Origin of the sequence: Rhodococcus sp. F64268 (genome assembly GCF_023015605.1) — a bacterium.
Taxonomy (GTDB): Bacteria; Actinomycetota; Actinomycetes; order Mycobacteriales; family Mycobacteriaceae; genus Rhodococcus.
Genome location: NZ_JALKAI010000004.1, coordinates 255,449 through 278,799 on the forward strand (window position 1 = coordinate 255,449; position 23,351 = coordinate 278,799).

23 protein-coding genes and 1 tRNA gene are annotated in these 23,351 nt (G+C 65.1%); 14 read left to right on the forward strand and 10 right to left on the reverse strand.

The genetic code is table 11. The annotated features are described in order from the left end of the window. Nucleotides 1-33: 33 nt before the first annotated feature. Nucleotides 34-1,605: an MFS transporter gene (locus tag MWU77_RS11535; protein ID WP_247273743.1), complete on the reverse strand. Its 1,572-nt coding sequence runs from the start codon at nucleotides 1,603-1,605 to the stop codon at nucleotides 34-36. A gap of 185 nt (nucleotides 1,606-1,790) precedes the next feature. Between MWU77_RS11535 and MWU77_RS11540 the strand changes: the two genes are divergently transcribed. Next, on the forward strand, nucleotides 1,791-2,438 hold the full coding sequence (locus MWU77_RS11540) for a PaaI family thioesterase (protein ID WP_247273744.1): 648 nt from the start codon (nucleotides 1,791-1,793) through the stop codon (nucleotides 2,436-2,438). Between the two features lie 10 nt (nucleotides 2,439-2,448). Here the strand turns inward: MWU77_RS11540 and MWU77_RS11545 are convergent, their stop codons facing one another. Beyond that, entirely contained in the window at nucleotides 2,449-3,090 is a 642-nt protein-coding gene (locus MWU77_RS11545; protein ID WP_247273745.1) for a dihydrofolate reductase family protein, read from the reverse strand. Between the two features lie 561 nt (nucleotides 3,091-3,651). On the opposite strand from MWU77_RS11545, the gene MWU77_RS11550 reads away from it, so the two are divergent. Then, the gene (locus tag MWU77_RS11550; RefSeq protein ID WP_247273746.1) at nucleotides 3,652-4,755 is read left to right on the forward strand and encodes an alpha/beta hydrolase family protein; all 1,104 of its coding nucleotides are present in this window, start codon (nucleotides 3,652-3,654) and stop codon (nucleotides 4,753-4,755) included. 11 nt (nucleotides 4,756-4,766) lie between these two features. Here MWU77_RS11550 and MWU77_RS11555 read toward each other — a convergent pair whose 3' ends face one another. After that, entirely contained in the window at nucleotides 4,767-5,117 is a 351-nt protein-coding gene (locus MWU77_RS11555; RefSeq protein WP_169689125.1) for a hypothetical protein, read from the reverse strand. A 37-nt stretch (nucleotides 5,118-5,154) separates the two neighbouring features. Continuing rightward, on the reverse strand, nucleotides 5,155-5,343 hold the full coding sequence (locus MWU77_RS11560; RefSeq protein WP_169689124.1) for a ChaB family protein: 189 nt from the start codon (nucleotides 5,341-5,343) through the stop codon (nucleotides 5,155-5,157). A 103-nt stretch (nucleotides 5,344-5,446) separates the two neighbouring features. On the opposite strand from MWU77_RS11560, the gene MWU77_RS11565 reads away from it, so the two are divergent. After that, the gene (locus tag MWU77_RS11565) at nucleotides 5,447-5,977 is read left to right on the forward strand and encodes a putative immunity protein (RefSeq protein ID WP_247273748.1); all 531 of its coding nucleotides are present in this window, start codon (nucleotides 5,447-5,449) and stop codon (nucleotides 5,975-5,977) included. Between the two features lie 89 nt (nucleotides 5,978-6,066). Here MWU77_RS11565 and MWU77_RS11570 read toward each other — a convergent pair whose 3' ends face one another. Further along, nucleotides 6,067-6,570, reverse strand: coding sequence for an NADPH-dependent FMN reductase (locus MWU77_RS11570; RefSeq protein WP_247274107.1), 504 nt, complete (start codon nucleotides 6,568-6,570; stop codon nucleotides 6,067-6,069). Between the two features lie 191 nt (nucleotides 6,571-6,761). Between MWU77_RS11570 and MWU77_RS11575 the strand changes: the two genes are divergently transcribed. Beyond that, nucleotides 6,762-7,199, forward strand: coding sequence for a carboxymuconolactone decarboxylase family protein (locus MWU77_RS11575; RefSeq protein ID WP_169689122.1), 438 nt, complete (start codon nucleotides 6,762-6,764; stop codon nucleotides 7,197-7,199). A gap of 14 nt (nucleotides 7,200-7,213) precedes the next feature. Here the strand turns inward: MWU77_RS11575 and MWU77_RS11580 are convergent, their stop codons facing one another. Beyond that, on the reverse strand, nucleotides 7,214-7,702 hold the full coding sequence (locus MWU77_RS11580; protein WP_169689121.1) for a nucleoside deaminase: 489 nt from the start codon (nucleotides 7,700-7,702) through the stop codon (nucleotides 7,214-7,216). Between the two features lie 104 nt (nucleotides 7,703-7,806). On the opposite strand from MWU77_RS11580, the gene MWU77_RS11585 reads away from it, so the two are divergent. Beyond that, the gene (locus MWU77_RS11585) at nucleotides 7,807-8,178 is read left to right on the forward strand and encodes a hypothetical protein (protein ID WP_247273749.1); all 372 of its coding nucleotides are present in this window, start codon (nucleotides 7,807-7,809) and stop codon (nucleotides 8,176-8,178) included. Between the two features lie 16 nt (nucleotides 8,179-8,194). Here the strand turns inward: MWU77_RS11585 and MWU77_RS11590 are convergent, their stop codons facing one another. Next, nucleotides 8,195-9,442 (reverse strand): FAD-dependent monooxygenase, encoded by a 1,248-nt coding sequence (locus tag MWU77_RS11590; RefSeq protein ID WP_247273750.1) that lies wholly within the window; start codon nucleotides 9,440-9,442, stop codon nucleotides 8,195-8,197. A 189-nt stretch (nucleotides 9,443-9,631) separates the two neighbouring features. Between MWU77_RS11590 and MWU77_RS11595 the strand changes: the two genes are divergently transcribed. Continuing rightward, entirely contained in the window at nucleotides 9,632-10,552 is a 921-nt protein-coding gene (locus MWU77_RS11595) for a TetR/AcrR family transcriptional regulator C-terminal domain-containing protein (RefSeq protein ID WP_247273751.1), read from the forward strand. A 719-nt stretch (nucleotides 10,553-11,271) separates the two neighbouring features. Here MWU77_RS11595 and MWU77_RS11600 read toward each other — a convergent pair. Next, nucleotides 11,272-11,354: transfer RNA gene (locus MWU77_RS11600), tRNA-Leu, on the reverse strand. A 203-nt stretch (nucleotides 11,355-11,557) separates the two neighbouring features. Between MWU77_RS11600 and MWU77_RS11605 the strand changes: the two genes are divergently transcribed. From MWU77_RS11605 to pknB, 7 genes are all read left to right on the forward strand, one after another. Then, nucleotides 11,558-12,913: a DUF3662 and FHA domain-containing protein gene (locus tag MWU77_RS11605; RefSeq protein ID WP_247273752.1), complete on the forward strand. Its 1,356-nt coding sequence runs from the start codon at nucleotides 11,558-11,560 to the stop codon at nucleotides 12,911-12,913. Between the two features lie 156 nt (nucleotides 12,914-13,069). Beyond that, entirely contained in the window at nucleotides 13,070-13,531 is a 462-nt protein-coding gene (locus MWU77_RS11610; protein ID WP_054713680.1) for an FHA domain-containing protein, read from the forward strand. Next, the gene (locus MWU77_RS11615; protein WP_169689111.1) at nucleotides 13,528-15,024 is read left to right on the forward strand and encodes a PP2C family serine/threonine-protein phosphatase; all 1,497 of its coding nucleotides are present in this window, start codon (nucleotides 13,528-13,530) and stop codon (nucleotides 15,022-15,024) included. Before MWU77_RS11610 ends, MWU77_RS11615 begins: the two co-directional genes overlap by 4 nt. Then, the gene (locus tag MWU77_RS11620; protein WP_169689110.1) at nucleotides 15,024-16,472 is read left to right on the forward strand and encodes an FtsW/RodA/SpoVE family cell cycle protein; all 1,449 of its coding nucleotides are present in this window, start codon (nucleotides 15,024-15,026) and stop codon (nucleotides 16,470-16,472) included. The genes MWU77_RS11615 and MWU77_RS11620 overlap by 1 nt, the downstream gene beginning before the upstream one ends. Beyond that, nucleotides 16,469-17,953 (forward strand): penicillin-binding protein 2, encoded by a 1,485-nt coding sequence (locus MWU77_RS11625; RefSeq protein WP_169689109.1) that lies wholly within the window; start codon nucleotides 16,469-16,471, stop codon nucleotides 17,951-17,953. The genes MWU77_RS11620 and MWU77_RS11625 overlap by 4 nt, the downstream gene beginning before the upstream one ends. A 1-nt stretch (nucleotide 17,954) precedes the next feature. After that, the gene (locus tag MWU77_RS11630; protein ID WP_247273753.1) at nucleotides 17,955-19,541 is read left to right on the forward strand and encodes a serine/threonine-protein kinase; all 1,587 of its coding nucleotides are present in this window, start codon (nucleotides 17,955-17,957) and stop codon (nucleotides 19,539-19,541) included. Continuing rightward, nucleotides 19,538-21,457 (forward strand): Stk1 family PASTA domain-containing Ser/Thr kinase, encoded by a 1,920-nt coding sequence (gene pknB / locus MWU77_RS11635; protein ID WP_247273754.1) that lies wholly within the window; start codon nucleotides 19,538-19,540, stop codon nucleotides 21,455-21,457. The genes MWU77_RS11630 and pknB overlap by 4 nt, the downstream gene beginning before the upstream one ends. Before the next feature lie 70 nt (nucleotides 21,458-21,527). Here the strand turns inward: pknB and MWU77_RS11640 are convergent, their stop codons facing one another. Further along, nucleotides 21,528-22,190, reverse strand: coding sequence for an aminodeoxychorismate/anthranilate synthase component II (locus MWU77_RS11640; protein WP_247274109.1), 663 nt, complete (start codon nucleotides 22,188-22,190; stop codon nucleotides 21,528-21,530). A 22-nt stretch (nucleotides 22,191-22,212) separates the two neighbouring features. Continuing rightward, nucleotides 22,213-22,938 (reverse strand): DUF881 domain-containing protein, encoded by a 726-nt coding sequence (locus tag MWU77_RS11645; RefSeq protein ID WP_169689106.1) that lies wholly within the window; start codon nucleotides 22,936-22,938, stop codon nucleotides 22,213-22,215. 104 nt (nucleotides 22,939-23,042) lie between these two features. Between MWU77_RS11645 and crgA the strand changes: the two genes are divergently transcribed. Further along, entirely contained in the window at nucleotides 23,043-23,309 is a 267-nt protein-coding gene (crgA, locus tag MWU77_RS11650) for a cell division protein CrgA (RefSeq protein WP_169689105.1), read from the forward strand. The last annotated feature ends 42 nt before the right edge of the window (nucleotides 23,310-23,351 follow it).

A 23,351-nucleotide genomic window follows, 5' to 3' on the forward strand; every position in this document is an offset into this window, starting at 1 on the left:
GAACTGCCGGTTCGGGCACCGGCGACACGCCGCTCAGGCCTCACGCGCATCCTCGGCGGCGTAGCTCGCCAGCAGCACACGCTCGGCGTCGCGCTTCGGGAACGCGAAGAACACAAGTGCCGCACCGATGAGGACGATTGCGATTGCTGCCGCATATGCGCGCGTGTCGCCGTCGAGGAATGCTGCTCGGGCTGCGGCGATGATCTGCTGCGCGTACTGCGGATACCGTTCAGCGATGTTCGCCGCACCCGCGAACGATTTCTCCAGTGCGGCCTGCGTCGGTTCGCTGACCGACGACGCCTGCGGATTCGCGGCAATCGTGGCTGCGAACGATGCCGAATACCCCGCTGTGAGCAGCGCTCCGAGTATCGACTGCACTATGGCGCCACCAAGGTCGCGCTGGAGATCGGCTGTTCCGGAGGCCATGCCCGCGCGCGACACCGGCACCGAGCCCGTCAGTGAGTGGGATGCCGGTGTGCCTGCCAGGCCGACGCCTGCGCCGAGGAACATGAAACCCAGCGCAACAACCCAATAGTGGGCATCGGCGTCCCACATCATCAGAGCCACCACCAATCCGAGCACGATTGCGACGTATCCCAGCAGCAGCGTGAACCGAGCCCCGTGCGACTCGACGAGCTTCGCCGATTGCGGCGCCACCAGCACCATCACCAACGCCGCGGGAAGCGCAGCCGATCCCGCGGCGAGAGTCGAATACCCGAGGACGTTCTGCAGGTACTGCTGGCTGATGTACATCGTCCCCATCAGCGTGCCGAACACGATGATGCCCGCAACAGCCGCGACCCAGAAGGTCCGACGCCGCGCGATCCGCAGATCGAACAGCGGATTCCGCGCCCGCAGTTGACGGATCACGAAACCCGCACCCGAGGCGACAGCAATCGCGAGCGCAGACACGGCGACAGTGGTCATTCCGTCCACCGGTGCAAAGTTGATACCGATGACGAGTGATCCGACCAGGACCACCGACACCATTCCCCCGAGGTGATCGACGGGGTCCGTCGACTCGTTGACGTGGCTCGGCACGAACACGATCGTGAGTCCGAGCGCCACAAGTGCCAGCGGGATCGTCACGAGAAACACCGACCCCCAGAAGAAGCCTTCCAACAGCGACCCGGCGACGAGCGGCCCGAGCGCTGTGAGACCACCGCCGATCGACGACCACAACGCGATTGCCCTGGTCCGGCCTGCTCCCGACCACAGCGCCGTGATCAGCGCCAACGTCGTCGGATAGGCGAGCCCGGCCGACACTCCCCCGATCACCCGGGCCAGAAACAGAATCCCCTCGTTCGGTGCAAGACCCGCGACGAGCGACGCGGGCACCGACAACCCCATGCCGAGGAGCAGCATGTTCTTGCGTCCGTAGCGGTCGCCGATGGCGCCGAGATAGAGGACGGACGCCGCAAGGCCGAGCGAGTATCCGACCGCGATGAGGTTCAGACTCGTCTGGGTCGCATCGAACGCCTTCCCGATGTCGGGCAGCGCGACGTTCGCGACGGCGAGATTCAGATTCGCCACCGCTGCGACGAGGATCAGCGAGGTCAGCACCAACGGTGCGCGAGTGGGACGGCCCTGGTCGGGTGTGGTCACAGAACAATGGTGCGCGCACCGTGTTGTTTCAGAGTGCGGTTCGCGCCAGTTCGGCACACCGGACCACCATCGCGGTCAGCGCGAATGCTTCCGCTCCCGATCAGCGGAAGTTGCCCGGCGACCGTTGCGGTCAGGACCTACCGTCGGTCCTCGTACAGCGCAGGGATTGTGGAGAAGGGGTGACCATGGCATCGACTGCCTCGGCAGAGATCAACGAAGGTGTCGCGACCTGCGCCCCACCCACAGGCCATGTGATCGAGGAGGTCGCGGATGCAACGCGACGTCTCATGACGGCGGTGTTGCGCACCGGACGCGACAACCCACACCTCGCCCGCATCCGCGACACGCTGCACGAGATCGCGGACACGCTCGACGAGCACTCCCCCGACCTCGACACGCGATTGGTCGAAATGTGGGAGGGAAACGGACCGACGCGCCACAGTCCTGTCACCGGCGTCGACAATCCGATCGCACCGCCGCTGCAGTTCCGGGGATACGACGACGGATCGATCCGCGGCGAAACCACGCTCGACCTGCCGTACCAGGGGCCACCGGCAAAGGTGCACGGCGGCGTGTCTGCGCTCCTACTCGATCACGCTCTCGGTAACGCGAACGACTACGCGGGCGAGCGTGGCATGACAGCGCAGCTCACGGTCCGGTACCACCGCGTGGCGCCATTGTTCGAACCGCTGACGGTCGCTGCCCGTCAGGTGTCGCGCGACGGCCGGAAAATCCATACGGTCGGAGAGATCAGCACGACCGACGGCGAGGTCTGTGTGTCGGCCGAAGGGCTGTTCATCGCCGGGTATCTCGCGCGCCCCCGCGCGGAGTGATTCGTCCGCATCATTTCCGCCAGAACACGTGGTGAGTGACACCGCTCGGACTGGGTACGACGTCCAGGTGGAACCTGTCGCGCAACTCGTCGGGTGATTCCCAGAGCCGGAGACCTCGTCCGTACTTCACGGGCGACACGGCTACATGCATGGTGTCGACCAGATCGGCATCGAGGAATTCCTTGATCGTGGTCACGCCACCACCGAGGCGCACATCTTTGCCTTGTGCAGCCTCGCGTGCCTGCTCGAGGACGGTTTCCGGGTCGCTGTTCACGAAGTGGAACGTGGTGTCTCCGAGCGTGAACGACGGGCGCACATGATGGGTCATGACGAACACCGGCGTGTGGAACGGCGGTTCGTCACCCCACCATCCGAGCCACTCGTGATCCGCCCAGGGGCCACGTTGCGGACCGAACTTGTTACGTCCCATGATCTCGGCGCCGATGTTGTGCGCGAAGTCGCGTGCGAAGTAGTCGTCGAGGCCGCGACTTCCACCCGGCTCGGTGCGATTGGGCCAGCTCGCCGTAGCTCCGGCCCACGCGAGCATCTCGCCGTGGTCGAGACCGAACGGATTCTCGAAACTCTGGTTTTCACCAGCAGCAATGCCGTCGCTCGACACGGTGAAATTCTGGACCCTCAGCAGCTGGCTCATTCGATCCTCCACGCACTCGTCATTGATGGCACGGAGTTGAGACTGCGCGCGTCAGCAAAAGTCATCGCCCCCGGCGGCGCACCAGGCAGGGTTCTTCCTGGTGCGCCGCTGGACCCGATTACGGGCCGGTAAGGCCACCGCCGTCGGCCGAGCCGGTCGCGATTCCAATGAGAATCGCCAGCAGGGGGTTGAGAACGTGGCACCGTAGTGGTTCCGCTTCACACCCCCAGTTGTCGATGACCGGAAGTGGTGACACAGGTTCCGCAGCAGCAGTACCCACCGAACCCAAGCCGAGCGACAGAGCCACAGCACCGACCAGAGCGAGTTTTCTGAGCATGAAGTACCCCTCTACGTTGTGACGTTGTGTTGATCTTGACAGTGCAACTACGTATCGCGGTCGAGAGAACTGCGTTACAACCAATGACACGGCCGGGCAACACTTCACGATGTCGAATGAAGTGCGGGTGGAGGGGCATCATGGCTACCATGTCGATACTCGGTCTCATCACACTCGCGCTGCACGGAACTCTCGCCGGCTGAACCATTAGAGGAAGGACCGAGATGCGGTCGATATCGAAAGGGAGAGTCAAGAGCATCGTCGTCTCCGGAGCAATCGCGACGATGGTGGCGGCCGCTGCCGGTAGCGGCATCGCATTCGCACAGGAGCAACCGCCGAACGACCCCATCGTTGCGACACAATCACTGCTCGCAGACCCGGTGTCGCCGGACGGCTCCCGGATCGTCTCGAGCGAGATCGACGGACAGCATCTGACACTGCAGGTCTATTCCGCAGCGATGGACAAGAACATCCCCGTCCGGGTCCAGCGACCACGGGACGCCTCCCAGGCCCGGCCCGTGCTGTACCTGGTCAACGGTGCCGGAGGTGGTACCGATGCCGCAACGTGGTGGGCCAACACCGACGTCGGCGATTTTCTGGAAACACAAGATGTCAACGTGGTCATGCCCATCGGCGGCGCATTCTCGTACTACACCGACTGGAAACGGGAAGATCCCAACCTCGGTCTCAACAAGTGGCAGACGTTCTTCCTCGAGGAGCTTCCGCCGCTGATCGATGCCGCGCTGGGTACCAACGGCATACAGGCCATCGCGGCGAACTCGATGACTGCCACCGCCGTGCTGCAATACGCGATCGCCAAACCGGGCTTCTACTCCGCAGCAGCGGGTTACAGCGGGTGCGCACAAACGTCGGACCCCATCGGCAGGGAGTTCGTCAAACTCGTCGTCGAGACATGGGGCGGCGGCGATGTGCGCAACATGTGGGGCGAGGACGACGATCCGGCGTGGGTGGAGAACGATCCGGTGGTCAACGCCGAGGGCCTGCGCGGAACCAAGCTGTTCATCTCCGACGCCACCGGCCTGCCCGGACCGCACGAAACTCTCGGCAATGAGTTCACGGTCGTAGAACCGGATGCGAGTGTCGAGGATCAGGCGCTTGCGCTGGCGAACCAGGTCGTGGTCGGTGGTGTGATCGAGGCGGCGGTGCACTGGTGCACGACGAACCTGCAGAACCGCTTGAACGAACTCGACATTCCCGCGACATTCGACCTGCAGCCTCGAGGTACTCATTCGTGGGGGTACTGGCAGGACGCGTTCCATCAGTCGTGGCCGCTGCTCGCCGATGCGCTGGGTCTGCCACCGGCATAGTGACCGCCCGATCAGCGCGTTCGGATCTCACTGAGGTCCGTGCCCACCGGGAATGGCAGCGTGAACTCCTGCCCGACATCACCGACAGCATCGGATACCGCGGTCGTGACGATCACCCGGTCGTCGTAGAGGTGCCTGATCCGCACTGTATGTCCGTCGTAATGGAACCGATTCATGAGGAATCGAAGGCCACGGTCTTCGAGTACTTCCTCGGCCGTCGTCCAGTCGGAGACCGGCTCGAGGGGCCGGCCCAGGCGGTCGATGGGAATCATCTCCGGTTCCTGTGACTCCAGGTCGATCCAACCGATGACTTCACCGTCCTCGCGACGGTGCGGAATCCAGTGGCTCGGAACAGCGCTCATACACCTCACCGTATCCGGCGTCTACAGCTGCCGAATATCAATCCTGCTTCGGCACCCAATGGTCGTTCTCGAGGTCGTACTTCTCCTTGACCGCCCCGTAGGCTGCACGCTCGGCGTCCTCGCCCTCCCCGACCCGCTTGACCGCTGCTTCGTAGGCAGTACCGTACAGTTCCTGCACCTCCTTCGACGATCGGCGAACCGTTTGCGGGAGTTCGTATCGATCCACTGGGACATCCCTTCGTCGACGACGGACATGCTGTCACCCATTGTGGGTCGGTTGACGGCGGCGCGGTGCCGATCGGGCGAGTTCGACGAGGGAGGACCGAGCCATGACGTCGGTGACCGGCGACTTCGAACTGACACACGACGAATTGCGGGTGGTTGCTCGTTACGTCGCCGAGTCCGCGCATGAGGTGCTCTCCCGGTTCGAGGCCGTCAGGCCCGACGATCCTCGACCTCGTGCCGCCTTGGACGCTGCCTGGGAGTTCATCGGCGGTGCACGCCGAACGAAACTTCAACGCATCACCTCGATGGATGCGCATCGCGCAGCCGCGGACGCTCCCACCGAGGTCGCGCGACTGGCCGCACAAGCCGCAGGCGACGCCGCCGCCGCGGCCTATCTGCATCCCATCGCGAAAGCCCACCAGGTCGGGCACATCCTTCGGGCGGCAGCCAATGCGGCACGTATCGCAGAGATCGAGGCCGGCGACGTCCCGGCCGTCGGGTACAAGATGATCGAGAGAGCGCGCATGCGAGCAACTCCGGTGTTGATCGACGTCCTGTGCCGGTACCCGGCGGCACCGACCGGCAGAAGCCGTGCTGCACAACTCATGGCCGCTCTGGACACCGCATTGCGCTGAAACAGTGCGGATCGTCGTGCACATCGCTCAACACACTTATCCCCAGGTGTGGAAGAACGGACAAACACGGCCAAGTGGTCGAAGTGCGTTCAAGACGCCTCCGTGCGGACTGCCGCAGTCACCCCCCGCGCCCAACGTTCGGCGTAATCGGCGATTGCGTTGTCCGTCGTATAGGTCGAGTCGAGGAGATACAGCCCTGGCGCCGGTGTCGTCGCACCCAGTTCCACCAGTACCGGCTTGAGCAGCAGGTCTGGCGCGAGTGCGTGCGCCGGGCCTGCGCCAAGCATGAGCGGTACCGCGACGACATCGCGCAATCCGTCGCCGGTGGCGAATTGATCGAGGAACAGTTTCAGCACACCGGTGTAGGTTGCCTTGAACGTCGGACTGGCGAACACGACCAGAGCGGCCTCGGAAACAGTCGACACAGCGGCAGCAACGTCCTTGTCACCCCACCCGAGAAGACCTGCACCGAGGCTGATCACGTCGATCACATGGTCGGGTTCCCGGCCGGTCAGTGCGGTCGCAAGCCGAACTCCGGCGTCGAGAGTTCGAGAGCCGGGCTTGGGATTACCCGCAACGACAACGATCGACATACTCACCTTCCAATCCTTCGGAGGTCACTGTTCGGGAGACGAGGGCACCCGCCATCCTCCACTTCCACCGTGCTCCCCGGAACGTTTTCATTCGTCTCGAATACGATTCGGACCACGGCACACCGGCGATTCGGCTAGTTTGTCAGCGCAGTCCCGCGCATTCTCAGCACAGCACGAACACGAGGCGACAGATGAGCGACGTGAACCTCAGCAAGCTGCATCCGGCTGCGTACCAGCAACTGGTTGGTCTCAATGAGCAGGCCGAGACCGCGGTGAAGAACGCGGGTCTGGATCCGCTCTTGGCCGAACTGGTCAAGATCCGAATATCGCAGATCAACGGTTGCGCATTCTGCTTACGGATGCACACGCGCGACGCACTGGACAAGGGTGAGACGACCGACCGGCTGGCCGTGGTCGCGGCCTGGTGGGAGTCTCAGTACTTCACAGCTCAGGAGCGGGCCGCGCTCGCCCTCGCCGAGCAGGTCACCCGGTTGCCCGTTCCGGAGACGGATGCGTGGGACGACGGATCGTTGAGCGCCGAACAAGCGTCAGCGGTGAGCTGGCTCGCGATCGTGATGAACGCGTGGAATCGGGTGGCGATCACCAGCCACTATCCCGTGGCGCCCTGATTTCCGCACACTTTTCACTCACCGAGGTGGCATCGGCGATGCAACCGACGGATCGCGTCCTCCAGTTCCGGTGCCGGACCCTCGACGATGACGCCGGGCGCGACCTCGTGGATCGCCAGGGGCCGCACCGGCGCCGGTGGAACGCCCATTTCCTCGAGCCACTCGGTGAGCTGCCGAGACGATGCGACGTAGACGATTCTGCCGAGACCGACCCACCCGTGCGCAGCTGCGCACATCGGGCAGTGTTCTCCCGAGGTGTAGACGGTTGCGCCCGCGCGACTGTCGGGCGTCATGTTCTCCACTGCCCACCTGGCAAGTGCGAATTCGGGATGCCGAGTGCGGTCACCGTCGGCGATTCGGTTGCGATCTTCTGCGAGGACTCGGCCATCGGCGCCGACAAGTACGGAGCCGAATGGTTCGTCGCCTGCGACCAATGATTCCTCAGCGAGTTCGATGCATCGATGCAGGTGTGCGAGATCCGCGTCGTTCACCACTGTGGTCATCCCTTCGTCGCATTCGATAGTGCCCGGGGATCACGGCAGACGCCACTTCGATACTCGGGTAGAACCGCTCAGGACAGCGCGTCGGCAGCACCGACAATGGACGTATGACTTCGATGAGCCACAGCCGCGGCGACGAAGACCCGCGCAGCTCCGCTCCCGCCACGATCGATACCGCCGTGACCGTTCTGTTCGTCATCGTGACCATCGTTTTCGCGGCCGTTGCGTTCTTCTTCTCCATGCTGTTTCCGATGGGAATGGATTCGTGCGGCCCCGAAGGCTGCCAGGAGGGTTATCTCACCGTCGCATTCGCAGTCACGTGGGGAGGAATTGCCGTGGCCTGCATCGGCACTGTCGCGGGTATCGTCCTTGCCGCGCGACGGCGCGCGCGCATGTGGGTGTGGCCGCTTCTCGGTGCCACGACGATCGTGGTGGTGCTGCTGGTCGGTCTGAGCTTCGCCGAGCGTGCGGGCGGGTGACCTGTCATCGATCCTCTTACCGGGCGGACCGCAGCTGTTCGGACATCTGCTGTTCGGGTGCGGTCGAATAGTCGGGAAGTTCGATGTTTTCCGCGTGGGAGAAGAACATCTTCCGCGCCAGCGGCTGGAGGACGCGACTGGTGATGGCGCGGTTGAGCATCTGACCGACGCGGATCACGAAGGCGCTCTTCGGCGCAAACATCTTCATGCCACCACCCGGCATCTGTTGCCCCTGCTCCACGTACGGGCGCAGGACCTGCTCGTAACGCGCGAAGGCTCGGCGGTGATCGCCGTCGGCGGCTGCCAATTCACCGGCCAGGACGTACGCACCCACGAGTGCCAGGCTCGTTCCCATGCCCGTGAGCGGGCAGGGGCAGTAGCCAGCGTCCCCGACGAGCGCGACGCGCCCGCTCGTCCAGCTGTCCATCCGCACCTGGACGAGCGCGTCGAGGTAGAAGTCCTCGGCGGTGCGCGCCGCCTCGGCCAACTGTGGTGCGTGCCAGCCGGTACCGGCGAAACGTTCGGCGATGAGGCTGCGTTGAGCGTCGATATCGTTGCGGTCGTACATCAGGGGTTCGGATGCGAATGCCAGTGATGCCTTCATGCGCGTGGGATCGGTATCGGGGCGGATCGATGCGACCAGTCCGCCTGGTGCCTGGAACATCTCGTACCAGCCGTGTGTGTCCATCGAAGTGCTCGGCGCAGTGAACCAGGCAGTGTAGCCACCGACGGGATGTACGACGTCCTCCTCGGGACCGAATACTGAGCGGCGCACCGCCGAATGCGGGCCGTCGGCGCCGAATACGAGATCGACGGTGCGAACGGTGCCGTCGGACAGCGTGACCGTCACCTCGTCGCCGCTGTCGTCGAGCGCGGTGATGCGAGTACCGAAGAGGTACTCGACGTGATCATCTGCGGCCGAGTACAGAAGCGACGCAAGATCCCCGCGGAGGATTTCGACTTCGCTCACGATGCCGTCGCCGCCGAACGCGTCGACGGGCATCTCGGAGCGGTGCCTGCCCGAGGCGTCGACCCAGGCGATCCCTTTCTGTTCCACGCATGCCGCGCGGGCTGCCGGCATGAGCCCCATCCTTTCGATGACGGTTCTTCCGGCGCCGCGGAGGTCGACGGTCTGTCCGCCGGGCCGGATGCCGGGCGCGGCTTCGACCACCGTGACCTGCCATCCGTATTCGTTGAGCCAGTAGGCGAGGGCGGGTCCGGCAATTCCGGCTCCGCTGATGAGGGCGCTACGGCGGTGCGACATCTCGACTCCTTCTCGTCTTGTCGGGCCGTTCGACTGTTCTGGGGCCCACTGGTGAATCTACGATGTACGCATGCGCACTACTAGTGATCTGAACAGCGAAAACAGTGATTCTCGGAGTCAGTGCACTAGTACAGCCCTGAACATTCAGGACAGATGTGCGCACTGCACTAGTACAGCTGGAGGAGCCCGATGAACCCGCCCTACCTACAGATCGCCGAAGCGCTGCGCGAGCGCATCGTCTCGGGTTCCCTTCGCCCTGGGCAGCTCGTTCCGTCGACCAGGAAGATCGTCGCCGAGTGGGGGGTCGCCATGGCCACTGCCACCAAAGCATTGGCCGAACTACGCAGTCGCGGCCTTGTCGAAGTGGTGCCCGGCGTCGGCACCGTGGTTTCCGTGACCTCCACGGACGTCACCGAGCCTGCCGTCCCACAGTTCACACGGCGAGCACCGATCGTGCGGTGCGCCATGAGGATCGCCGATACCGAAGGCATCGCGGCCGTGTCGATGCGACGCATCGCCGCCGACCTCGACCTTGCGCCCATGTCGCTGTACCGGCACGTCGCAAACAAGGAGGAGTTGTTTCTGCTGATGCGGGACGCAGCGTTCGGGGACATCGACCTCCCCGACGTACCGGAAGGCACCTGGCGGCATCAACTCGAAGTGTCGATGGCCGCACTGTGGGGTGTGTACCGGAGACATCCGTGGCTGGCACGCACTTCGTCCCTGACGCGGCCCTATGCGGGGCCGAACCAGCTGCGCTATTCGGAATGGAACCTGCGGGTGCTCTCCGAACTGGGGCTGAGCCCCGACACCGTGTTCGTCCTTCACATCGCGTTGTTCAATCTGGCGCACGGCACGGCCGCCAGCCTCGAGACGGAGGCGTACGAACAGGCGGAAACCGGTATGGACCAGGACCGTTGGATGCGCCGCCATCACGACCGCGGCACTGCGCTCATCGAATCGGGCCCGTACCCGTATTCGGCGAAGGTGTTCCTCGAGGCCACCGGGGAGTTCGATCTCGACGTCCTGTTCACCACGGCACTCGCGACAATGCTCGACGGAATCTCCCGTCAGGTGGAGGGCGGTAGCGGAGACCCTGCGGGTCGCTGAGCTTGCCTTCGGCCCCTTCCCCAACGCTGCCCGGTCGCCATACCCCGATAGACCATCTCGGCCAACGCTTCTGGCCCCACGCCGTAGAAGACGTGTGGCTTACGTTGGACCCGGTCGTTCGTGTCGACCCTCACGAGCGGGTGCTCCACCGCCAGCTGTGGAGACGAAGGTACTGGCGCCCAGTCGGTTTCACGCACGGGAATGACACCCCTGCGCGCAGCGTCGAAGCACTGACGTCGGACTCTGGGAGGCGAGCGACGAATGCCCGACATGCCGCGGCTACCGGACCGGCCCGCGCACACGTCGCAGCACAAACACCTCGGGGCCCCTCGACGGGTATGTCGAGAGGCTCAAGAAGTCAGGACGTCAGCGAAGACCCCGGCGGGGTGAGAAGAAGAAAGTCGGTATCGAAGACCGAACCATGAGAAGCGCCCCCTGGGGGCGTGTGGATAGACTCCACCCTACGGTGCATGACAGCGCTCCTGTCGTGTGCCCAGACCCCGGTTCGGTGTTCCACCACCAGCCGGGGTCGACCTGTATTCAGGTCGGTGCAGGGATGGTCCCACGTGGTGTGACGCGCGTCAACTCGAACATGTGTTCAAGCAGGTACGGGCACGGCCGGGTTCGATCCACTTTCGACGGCCGGAGAAACAAAACGAGGTCACGATCTCTTTCGAGTTCGTGACCTCGTTCTGTGCAGTTCGTGGAACTACTCACTGTGGGCGAAGGGGGACTTGAACCCCCACGTCCCGAAGGACACTGGCACCTGAAGCCAGCGCGTCTGCCATTCCGCCACTCGCCCGAGCAACGCAGAAAACAGTAACACAGCGCCTACCGAATCACCGATTCGCGAGGTCAGAGTAACTTTTCGGGCTCCGTCCCCGCACCCAGGCATGTCAGGTTGAACACGCGGAGTAATCCGCCCGGTCGAATCCGAGCAAAAATGGATACCATGCACTAGCGAGATCTGCACCCACGACACGCTGGACCGGAAAGGGGGTCGTCATGGGTATCGCCCAACGCTTCGAGCGAAAGCTACAGGCAGCAATCGGCGACGCGTTCGCCCGCGTCTTCGGTGGTGGCGTCGTCCCCCAAGAAGTCGAAGCTGCCCTCCAACAAGAGGCCACCGACGGCGTCCAGCAGCTTGATCGTGGCCACACGCTGGCCCCGAACAAGTACGTCATCACCATCAGCGACTCCGATCACGAGGCCTTGGCGGCGGATCGGGACTTGACTGTGAAGGCGTTCGCGCGTCACCTTGAGGACTTCATTCGCGAACAGGGATGGCAGACATACGGTGAAATCCAGGTTGTATTCGAGTCGTCTTCGGCACTGCACACCGGGCAGTTCCGGACACGCGGCTCGGTCGACCCTGAGGCAGGGCGTCCACAGACGCACGTCCCGTCACAGCGGACCCCGCAGAACCGTCCAACAGTGACCCCCGAACCAGGAGTTGGCTCCATGACGCAGAACCCCGGCTACGAACCAAGCCGTGACCCCGCCGAGGCGGAAGCACAGTACGCACGAAACGGTCACGCGCACGGCGGCCAGGATCAGCGCTACGCACAGGGCTACAACGGTGGTTACGCCCCTCAGGGCGGCGGGTACGACGACCAGGGTGGTTACGACCAGCAGGCCGCCTACGGCGCTCAAGGCTACGAGCAGCCGGCCTACGACCAGCAGAACTACCAGCAGGGCTACGGCGCCCAGGGCTACCAGCAGGACCAGGGTGGCTACTCACAGGACCAGGCGTACGGGCAGCAGGCCGAGCAGGCATACGGACAGCAGGCCTACAGCCAGGACTACGGCCAGCAGGGCTACGCCGACCAGGGCTACGCCGATCCCGGCTACCAGCAGCCCGACCAGGGATACCAGCAGCAGCAGGGGTACGCAGCGGGCGCGGGGTACGACCAGGGCTACGCAGACCCGGGTTACCAGCAGCAGGCGTACGGCCAGCAGGGCTACGCCGACCAGGGCTACGCCGATCCCGGCTACCAGCAGCCCGATCAGGGCTACCAGCAGCAGGCATATGCGGGCGGCGGCTACCAGCAGCCTCCCGCCGCGGCCGGACGTGTCCTGACCGCGACCCTGCAGCTCGAGGACGGCAGCGGCCGCTACTACCAGCTCCGCGAAGGCAGCAACATCATCGGACGCGGGCAGGACGCCCAGTTCCGCCTCCCCGACACGGGCGTGTCCCGCCGCCACATCGACATCCGCTGGGACGGGCAGGTCGCGATGCTTTCCGATCTCGGTTCGACCAACGGCACCACCGTCAACAGTGCTTCCGTTCAGGACTGGCAGCTCGCCGATGGCGATGTGATCCGCGCAGGCCACTCAGAAATCCTCGTTCGTATCCTCTGACCAGCGGAAAAACCGGCTCACCGGATCCACAGATCTCATCCGCAGCACGAGCTGCGGATCTGATTCTGCATGGAGTCGGTCGATGTCCGTATTGTGAGTGACCGCACCGAACCGGACGACCGCGCGCCGGTCGCACATGCCGAAGGAGGACATGCCGTGCAGGGGCTGATTCTGCAGCTGAGCCGGGCAGGTTTCCTTCTCCTGCTGTGGCTGTTCGTTTGGGCAGTGCTACGAGCATTGCGCTCGGACATCTATGCCGGTTCTGCGCGACCACTACCGCGCTACTCCCCCAAGCAGTCGGTATTGCCGTCGCTCGGCCGTAACAAGACCGCCAAGTACCTGGTCGTGACGCAGGGTGCCCTCGCGGGCACCAGGATCACGCTCAGCACGCAACCGGTGATGATCGGTCGCGCCGACGATTCGACACTCGTGCTCACCGATGACTACGCGTCCACCCGGCATGCGCGACTATCGCCGCGCGGGTCCGATTGGTACGTCGAAGACCTCGGCTCGACGAACGGAACGTACTTGGACCGAGCAAAAGTCACCACGGCTGTCCGCGTACCCCTCGGCACTCCTGTGCGCGTGGGTAAGACCGTGATCGAGCTCCGCCCGTGACACTTGTACTGCGCTACGCCGCCCGCAGTGACCGCGGTCTCGTTCGCTCCAACAACGAAGACTCCGTCTATGCCGGTGCGCGCCTGCTGGCCCTGGCCGACGGAATGGGTGGTCACGCCGCCGGCGAGGTCGCCTCGCAACTGATGATCGCCGCGCTCGCACATCTCGACGACGACGAGCCGGGAGGAGATCTCCTCGGCAAACTCGACGACGCGGTTCGAGAGGGCAATGCCGCGATCGCCGATCAGGTCGAGGAAGAACCCGAACTCGACGGCATGGGCACCACGCTCACCGCCATCCTGTTCGCAGGAAGCAAGCTGGGCCTGGCGCATATCGGCGACTCCCGCGCTTACCTGCTGCGCGACAACCAGCTCACCCAGATCACCCGCGACGACACGTTCGTGCAGTCACTGGTCGACGAAGGCCGCATCACCGCGGAACAGGCGCACACGCATCCGCAGCGTTCGCTGATCATGCGCGCGCTCACCGGTGCAGAAGTGGAGCCGACCCTGACGGTGCGCGAAGCGCGCGCCGGGGATCGTTACCTGATCTGCTCCGACGGCCTGTCCGATGTGGTGAGCGACGAGACGATCGCGAACACCCTGGGCGAGGGCGGCCACGACGAATGCGCCGACCGGCTCATCGAACTTGCATTGCGCAGCGGCGGCCCCGACAACATCACCGTGGTGGTCGCCGACGTCATCGATCTCGACTACGGGCAGAGCAACCCCATCGTCGCCGGAGCAGCATCGGGTGAGGACGAGGACGAAGCTCCCCGGCCGAACACCGCCGCCGGTCGCGCCGCCGCCATGCGGCCGCCCCGCGCCACACCCAAGCGCGTCATCAACAAAGCGCCCGAAGAGCCGAAGAAGCGTCGTAGCCGGTGGTGGGCCCCGCTCATCGCGCTCGTGGTGCTCGGTCTGGTCGCCACAGGTGGGTACTTCGGTCGGCAGATGATCCAGAACAACTACTACGTCAGCGCCGATGACGCGCGCGTCACCGTGCTGCGCGGTCTCCCCGGCAACATCTTCGGTTACTCGCTGCAGGAGCCGGCACGTATCGGGTGCGTGACCGACGAGGGCGAGCTGACCCTTGTGGATCCGGCCGACGCGCAGTGTCGCGTGATGATGGTCGACGACCTTCAGCCCGCCGCGCGAGAGCAGGTTCGTGCCGGCCTTCCGTCCGGGACGCTCGACGAGGCGAGCGTGCAGATGGCCCGCCTCGCGCAGCAGGATCTGCTTCCGGTGTGCAAGGTCGAGGAGCCGGCTCCTGCCCCGGCCCCGGAACCCACACCACCTGCGACCGGCGAACCCACACCGGGAGCACCCGTGCCCGGTGAGACACCTGCCCCGCCTGCCGAGCCCGTCCCGAATGAGGCAGCACCCGCACCCGGTGAACAAGCGCCCGAAAACGGCGGAATCGAAACGACGGCGGCGCCGGAACCGGCGCCCGTACCCCAGGTCCCCGGCCAGAACTGCAGGGTGGGCGCCTGATGTCGGTGACCCATGGTGCGGGGGCTTTTCCCAGCCCCCCCGGTGGTTTCGCTCCGGCCCCTGCTCAATCCACGAAGCGCAACACCGAACTGGGACTACTGCTCGTCGCGATCGGCATCACGACGGTGTCGATGATGCTCGTCGAGGCCTCTCTCGAGCAGGCGCTCACGCTCGATCTCGCAAAGTACGGACTCGCGTACGCCGGGTTGTTCCTCGTCGCGCACCTGGCGGTGAGGCGGTACGCCAAGTACGCCGATCCACTGCTGTTGCCGATCGTCGCGTTGCTCAACGGTCTCGGCCTCGTGCTGATCCACCGGCTCGACCTGGCCGACCAGGAAAACGCGCGCTACATGGGTCTGCCGATGCCGTCGCCCGACGCGAACCAGCAGGTGCTGTGGACCGCGATCGGCATAGCCCTGTTCATCGCTGTCCTCGTGTTCCTCCACGACTACCGGCTGCTTGCCCGCTTCAGCTACACCCTCGGGTTGATCGGGCTGATCGCCCTCGCGATCCCCGCGTTGCTGCCGTCGCAGTTCTCCGAGGTCAACGGCGCCAAGATCTGGATCAGGCTTCCCGGCTTCAGTATCCAGCCGGGTGAATTCGCCAAGATTCTGCTGATCATCTTCTTCGCCTCCGTGCTCGTGGCGAAACGTGATCTGTTCACCACGGCAGGCAAACACTTCCTCGGCATGGATTTTCCCCGTGCGCGAGACCTCGGCCCGATCCTCGCCGCGTGGATCATTTCCATCGGCGTCATGGTCTTCGAAAAAGACCTGGGCACCTCGCTGTTGCTGTTCACCACCGTTCTGGTGATGCTCTACATCGCGACGGAACGCGTGGGCTGGCTGATCATCGGATTTTCGCTGCTCGCGGTCGGCTTCGTCTTCGCGTACCAGATGTTCGGTCACGTCCGCGTCCGCGTCCAGACGTGGGCCGACCCACTCGCCGACTACAGCAACACCGGATATCAGATTTCGCAGTCGCTGTTCGGTCTGGCCACCGGCGGTGTCGCAGGCACGGGTCTCGGCAGCGGGCGGCCCGCCCAGGTGCCGTTCGCGAAGACCGACTTCATCATCGCCGCGATCGGTGAGGAACTCGGCCTGATCGGGCTCGCCGCGATCCTGCTGCTGTTCCTCATCCTCGTCATCCGCGGCTTGCGCACCGCTCTCGCCGTGCGCGACAGTTTCGGCAAACTCCTCGCCGCCGGTCTGTCGTTCACCCTCGCCGTCCAGTTGTTCGTCGTGGTCGGCGGTGTCACCAAACTGATTCCCCTCACGGGCCTGACCACGCCGTTCGTTTCGTACGGCGGGTCGTCGCTGCTCGCGAACTACTTGCTGCTCGCTCTGCTGATGAAGATCTCGCACGCCGCACGCGAACCCGTGCAGCCGCGTAAGAAGCCGATGACGCCCATCGCGGAAGCGCAGACGGAAATGATGGGGCGCGAATGAACACTCCGCTCCGCAAGGTCGCGATGGCCGTGATGTTCATGGTTGTCGCCCTGCTCGCAAACGCCACCTACGTGCAGGTCATCAAGGCAGACGATCTGCGCACCGACCCGCGCAACTCACGGGTGTTGATCGACGAGTACTCCCGTCAGCGCGGTCAGATCTCGGCTGCCGGGCAGGCGCTGGCCGTGTCGATCCCCACCGACAGTCGCTACAAGTACCTGCGTGAATATCCGTCGACACCCGCACAGCCCATGAGTCCGCTCGCCTACGCGCCGGTCACCGGGTTCTACTCGATGCAGTACGGCAGCACGGGCCTCGAACGCAGTGAGGACGAACTGCTCAACGGCTCCGACAACCTGCTGTTCGGACGCCGGCTGTTCGATCTGGTGTCGGGACGCAACCCGCGCGGCGGCAATGTGGTCTCGACAATCGATCCGGCCATGCAGCAGGTCGCGTACGACGAACTCACCTCCAAGGGATACACCGGGTCGGTCGTGGCCATCGAGCCTGCGACCGGCAAGATCCTCGCGATGGTGAGCACGCCGAGCTACGACCCGAACCGGTTGTCCGGACACGACGGTGCCGCAACGTCGGCGGCGTGGGACGAACTGAACGCAGACCCGGACAAGCCGATGCTCAACCGCGCAATCTCTCAGACCTACCCGCCGGGTTCAACGTTCAAAGTGGTGACGACGGCGGCAGCCCTCGAGTCGGGCGTCACCCCGGACGATCAGTTCACGGCCGCCCCGAACATCACCCTTCCCGACAGCACGACCACCCTCGAGAACTACGGCGGCGCTGCCTGCGGCGGCGCTCCGACGGTGTCGCTTCGCGAAGCGTTCGCACGCTCGTGCAACACCGCGTTCGTAGAGATGGGCATCAACACCGGTCGTGAGGCTCTGGTCGACCAGGCGGAAGCTCTGGGCATCGGGGAGACCATGGACATTCCGTTGCCTGTCGCGGAGAGCACGGTCGGGCAGATCGCCGACGGGGCTGCGCTCGGGCAGTCCACCATCGGTCAGCGCGACGTCGCACTGACTCCCCTGCAGAACGCGGTCATCGCCGCGACCGTCGCCAACGGCGGTGTGCGCATGAAGCCGTATCTCGTCGAACGTCTGGAGGGGCCCGATCTCGCACTCCTCGCGGAAACCAAGCCCGAATCCCTCGGGCAGGCCATCGACCCCTCGGTCGCGGCAACACTGACCGATTTGATGATCGGCTCCGAAGAATGGTCGGGTGGACAGGGTGCGATTCCCGGTGTTCAGATCGCGTCGAAGACCGGCACCGCCGAGCACGGCAGCGACCCGCGCAACACCCCACCTCACACGCTGTATATCGGGTTCGCACCCGCTCAGCAGCCCACAGTGGCGGTGGCCGTGATCGTCGAGGACGGTGGTGATCGCGCTCTCGCCGCTACCGGTGGCTCGGTGGCTGCGCCTATCGGACGGGCCGTGATTTCGGCCGGAATACAGGGAGGCTGACATGGCTTTGTACAGCGGCGCCATGGTCGCCGACCGATATCGCCTCACGCGACTGATCGCCACGGGCGGTATGGGGCAGGTCTGGGAAGGCCTGGACACACGGCTCGACCGTCGTGTCGCGGTGAAGGTTCTCAAGGCAGAGTTGTCGCACGACCAGGACTTCCTGACCCGATTCAGGTTCGAGGCGCGCACCACGGCGCAACTCAACCACCCGGGTATCGCCGGGGTGTTCGATTACGGCGAGACGACCGACGAGGAAGGGCAGTCCGTCGCCTATCTGGTGATGGAGCTCGTACACGGCGAGCCGCTCAACGCGGTCCTGTCGCGTGTGGGCAGGCTGTCGTTGTCGCAGGCCCTCGACATGCTCGAACAGACCGGCCGGGCCCTTCAGGCCGCGCACAATGCGGGTGTCGTGCATCGCGACGTCAAGCCCGGGAACATCATGATCACCCCGACCGGCCAGGTGAAGATCACCGACTTCGGTATCGCGAAGGCCGTCGACGCATCGCCCGTCACGCGTACCGGGATGGTCATGGGCACCGCGCAGTACATCGCGCCGGAGCAGGCTCTCGGGCAGGAAGCGACCTCGGCGAGCGATGTGTATTCGCTCGGGGCCGTCGGCTACGAGGTGCTGTCGGGACGGCGCCCCTTCCTGGGCGAGAGTGTCGTCACCGTCGCGATGAAGCACGTGCAGGAAACTCCCGCGCCGCTGCCCGCCGATCTCCCGCACGAGGTCCACGACCTCATCGACATCGCGATGACGAAGGACCCGAAGTACCGCTACTCGAGCGGCGGCGAGTTCGCCGACGCCGTGTCGGCCGTGCGGTCCGGCCGGCCCGCGCCGCCGCCGGGCAATGTGCCGCCGGTGACGAGCGCCAATCGGGTGTTGCCTCCGGGTGTTCCGGGGGCGACGACGACGGTGCCCATGCAGTCGTCTCAGCAGACGCAGCAGTATGCACCGACCGCGTACACGCAGGGTCCGTACACCGGGGCGTCGCAGCCACCGACGACCGGCCGACCTCCCTATGCTGCTGCGGCCGCCGCTTCGGGCGGAGGTGACGGCGATGGCGACCGGAAGGGGCCGAGCCCCACCGCACTCGCGTGGGCCGCAGGCGTGGCGATCGTGCTTGCGCTGGTCACGCTGGGCGTGGTTCTGCTCACCAACGGTGAGAACGAGCCCGACACGGGGCAGTCGCCGACCACGCAGATCACCACGACGAGGCCGCAACCCACCACGACGACACGCGCACCGCAGACCACGACCACCTCGGAGTGGACTGCTCCGCTCCCTGTTCCGACCCAGCCGCCGACGTTCGAGCCGACGACCACGGTCGAGGTGCCGACGACAGTAGAGCCGACAACCACGGTCGAGGTTCCGACTCCGACCACTCAAACTCCGACCACGACCACCGCGACACCGACAACCACCGCCACCACCACCACGACGCAACCCGTCGAAGGAGGAGAAGAGTCGCCGGGCGACGCTTCGGGTGGCGGAGAAGGCGACGGAGGTACGGGAGGCGACGAAGAGCCCGCAGCCAGCAACGGTACGAACAACGCACCGACGGACACACAAGGAACGTCATGACCACACCGCGCAAGCTCTCCTCACGCTACGAGCTGGGTGAGATCCTCGGCTTCGGTGGCATGTCCGAGGTGCATCTGGCTCGGGATCTACGACTCGGTCGTGACGTGGCAATCAAGGTTCTACGCGCCGACCTCGCCCGCGACCCCACGTTCTACCTGCGGTTCCGGCGCGAGGCACAGAACGCGGCGGCACTGAATCACCCGGCGATCGTCGCCGTGTACGACACCGGTGAAGCCGAGACGGAAGCCGGCCCGATCCCGTACATCGTCATGGAGTTCGTCGAGGGCGACACGTTGCGCGACATCGTGCGCGGCGAGGGCCCGATGGCGCCCAAGCGGGCGATGGAGGTGATCGCCGACGTGTGCGCGGCGCTCGACTTCAGCCACCGCAACGGGATCGTGCACCGTGACGTCAAGCCCGCCAACGTCATGATCAACAAGGCCGGCGCGGTCAAGGTCATGGATTTCGGCATCGCCCGCGCGATCTCCGACGCGTCGAGCCCCATGACGCAGACCGCCGCCGTGATCGGCACCGCTCAGTACCTGTCCCCCGAACAGGCTCGGGGCGAGCAGGTCGATGCGCGCTCCGACGTCTACTCGGTGGGCTGCGTGCTGTTCGAGATCATGACCGGCGAGCCCCCTTTCAAAGGTGATTCACCCGTCGCGGTCGCCTACCAGCATGTTCGTGAAGATCCGCCGCTGCCGTCGTCGGTGAATCGACAGGTTCCCCCCGAACTGGATTCGGTGATCCTCAAGGCGATGGCGAAGAACCCCGCCAACCGTTACCAGTCCGCGGCAGAGATGCGCAGCGACCTGATCCGGGTTCTCAACGGCCAGCGTCCCAGCGCGCCGATGGTGATGACCGACGAAGACCGCACCACTTTGATCGATTCGGTCGAGCAGAACACCGGCAGGCACTATCGTCCCGCTGCCGCAGCGGCCGCTGCAGGCGGGGCTGCTGCAGGTGACGACTCCGAAGGCGGTGGCGGTTCGACGTTACGCAAGGTCCTCCTCGGTGTCGCGGCGGTGATCGTGGTGGGCATCGTCGGTGTGTTCCTGTGGTCGCTGGGCCCTGGCTCCACTGCGGCGCAGGTTGCCGTTCCCGACGTCCGTAATCTCGCGGCGAGCGAGGCTGAAAGCCAACTGCAGGACAGCGGCTTCAGGGTGGCTCTGCAGGAGAAACCCGACACGGTGGTCGCCGAAGGCAACGTGGTCAACACACGCCCGGTACCGGGCAGCCAGGCCGATGAGGGCTCGACTGTCACCATCGAGGTGTCGAGTGGACCCGAGCAGGTGCAGATTCCGCGGCTCGACGGCCTCTCTCAGGAGAAGGCCGCGCAACAACTCGATTCGGTCGGGCTGCGGCTCGACCCGAATGTGTTGCGGGCGCCGTCCGACGAGGACGAGGTCGACACCGTAGTCGAGCAGAAGCCGTCGGCGGGCGCGAACATCGACCGTGGCGCCACGGTGACCATCACACTCGGTTCCGGGCCCGAGCAGGTCCGTGTCCCGAATGTCGTGGGACAGGCCCAGGAAGTTGCCCGAGGCAACATCGAGGGCGCCGGATTCGAGGTCGTCGTCGAGCAGGTCGAGTCGAGCGAGAAGGCAGGCACCGTGGTGTCGACCAGCCCGGCGGGCGGCGCCACGACCGATTCGGGTGGCACCGTCACGATCCAGGTTTCCGACGGCGACCGGATCGAGATGCCCGTGCTCACCAACCGTTCGGTGTCGCAGGCACTGTCGGCGCTTCGCGCGGCAGGCTGGACCGGCTCGGCTGCTCAGCTCGTGCAGACCCGGGAGGCCACACTCGATGCCGGTCTCGTGGGCACGATCATCACCCAGCAGCAGCCGCCCGGTTCGGAGATCTCCAAGTCCGACACCGTGAGCGTCGGAGTCGGGGTCCTGGGAATCCGATAGCACGAACTTCCATACGACGCGGCGGCCTACTCCGATGGAGTAGGCCGCCGCGTCGTGTGTATGGGAGCCCTCAGGCGGCACCACCGTCGAGTGCCCTGGCCATTTCACCCTCGAGCTGCGCGACGAGCGATTCTTGCGGCGCCCGACCACACACGGCAAGCCAGTTCGCCAGCATGCGATGACCTCCCTGGGTGAGCACCGACTCCGGATGGAACTGCACGCCGTGAATGGGCAGTTCCGCGTGCCGCAACGCCATGATCACACCGCTGTCGGTCTGCCCGGTGACGACGAGTTCGTCGGGCAGCGTTTCCGGGAGCACCGTCAGCGAGTGATAACGGGTCGCGGTGAACGGGTCGGGCAGGCCCGACAGGACACCGGCACCGTCGTGATGCACGAGGCTGGTCTTCCCGTGCAGAAGTTCCGGGGCACGATCGACGGTTCCGCCGAATGCAACACCGATCGACTGGTGGCCGAGGCACACACCCAGCAGCGGCGTGCGTGCGGCGGCGCATGCCTTGACGAGGTCGATGCTGACTCCGGCGCGTTCCGGGGTGCCGGGGCCGGGGCTGAGCAGGATGCCGTCGAACTCGTCGACGACCTTCTCGAGCGCGCCGGGCGCGGTCAGCCTCTCGTCGTCGTTGCGCCACACTTCTGCTCGTGTTCCGAGCTGACCGAGGTACTGCACGAGGTTGAACACGAAGCTGTCGTAGTTGTCGACGACGAGAATGCGCATGGTGAGCAGAGTACTCACCGAGTCATCGTGCCGCGGCTCCGCCGGTGTAGGCGGGGACAGTGAGTTCGGAACCGACCTGCTGTGTGAAGCCCAATCCGTAGCGCGTGGAGTACTGCTTGTACAAGCGCACTCCGGGTTCGGCATCGAGCGACGCCGCAATCGCTGCGGGGTCCCCCAGCGCCGTGATGACATACGGGGGCGAGTAGGTGCGGCCGTGCAGTAGGAGGGTGTTGCCGATGCAGCGGGGGGCCGAGGTCTCGACGATCCGCTGATCCTGCATGGAGATGGCTTCCGCTCCACCGGCCCACATCGCGTTGAGCACACTCTGCACGTCCTGCTGGTGCACCACGAGATCGTCGGGCGAGGCGCCTGCCGGATACCGGCCGTCGGCGTCGCGCGGCGCATCGGTCAAGGTGACGGTGACACCGGCGCCCTGCCGTTCGGTCAGTCCCGCAGGTTCCTCGAGTGCGGCGATCCGGTCGAGCACGGCAGCGACTTCGTCGTCGTCGGTGGCTGCACTGCTCTGAAGCTGTGCGACCTGCGTGGCCAGTGCGTCACGGGTGGCAGCGAGATCATCCGATTCGGCCTGCGCGACACGAACGAGGTCGGACAGGCGGGGCGAGTCACTCGCGCGCAATTCACTACCGTCGGAAACACCGCGGGTGGTGCCGAGCAGCAGCCCCGCAACGAGGCACACGACCAGTGTCGCGGACGCCCAGGCCAGAGTGCGCAGCCGACCGTTCGACACGTCGAACCTCCCTTTCGGCTACTGCGTTAGCGTGTACAGCACAGGTAGATGCCCAACCTACTCTGCCGGCCTGCAGGAGGCGGAGTCGTACCAGCGAGGACACCATGCCCAAGTCGAAGGTCAGGAAGAAGAAGGACGACGCGGTCGAGAGGTCGGTCAGCCGTACTCCGGTGAAGGTCAAGGCCGCGCCGTCGAGCTCCATCTACGTCTCGGTGATGCTCGGCCTGATGATCATCGGATTGCTGTGGCTGATCGTGTACTACCTCGCCGCAGAGCACATTTCCTTCATGAACAGCCTCGGTGCGTACAACTTCCTCATCGGATTCGGCTTCATGGTGGCGGGCCTGATCATGACGATGAAGTGGCGTTGACGACCGCCGATGACGCTGGATTACACCGCTGTAATTCATCCC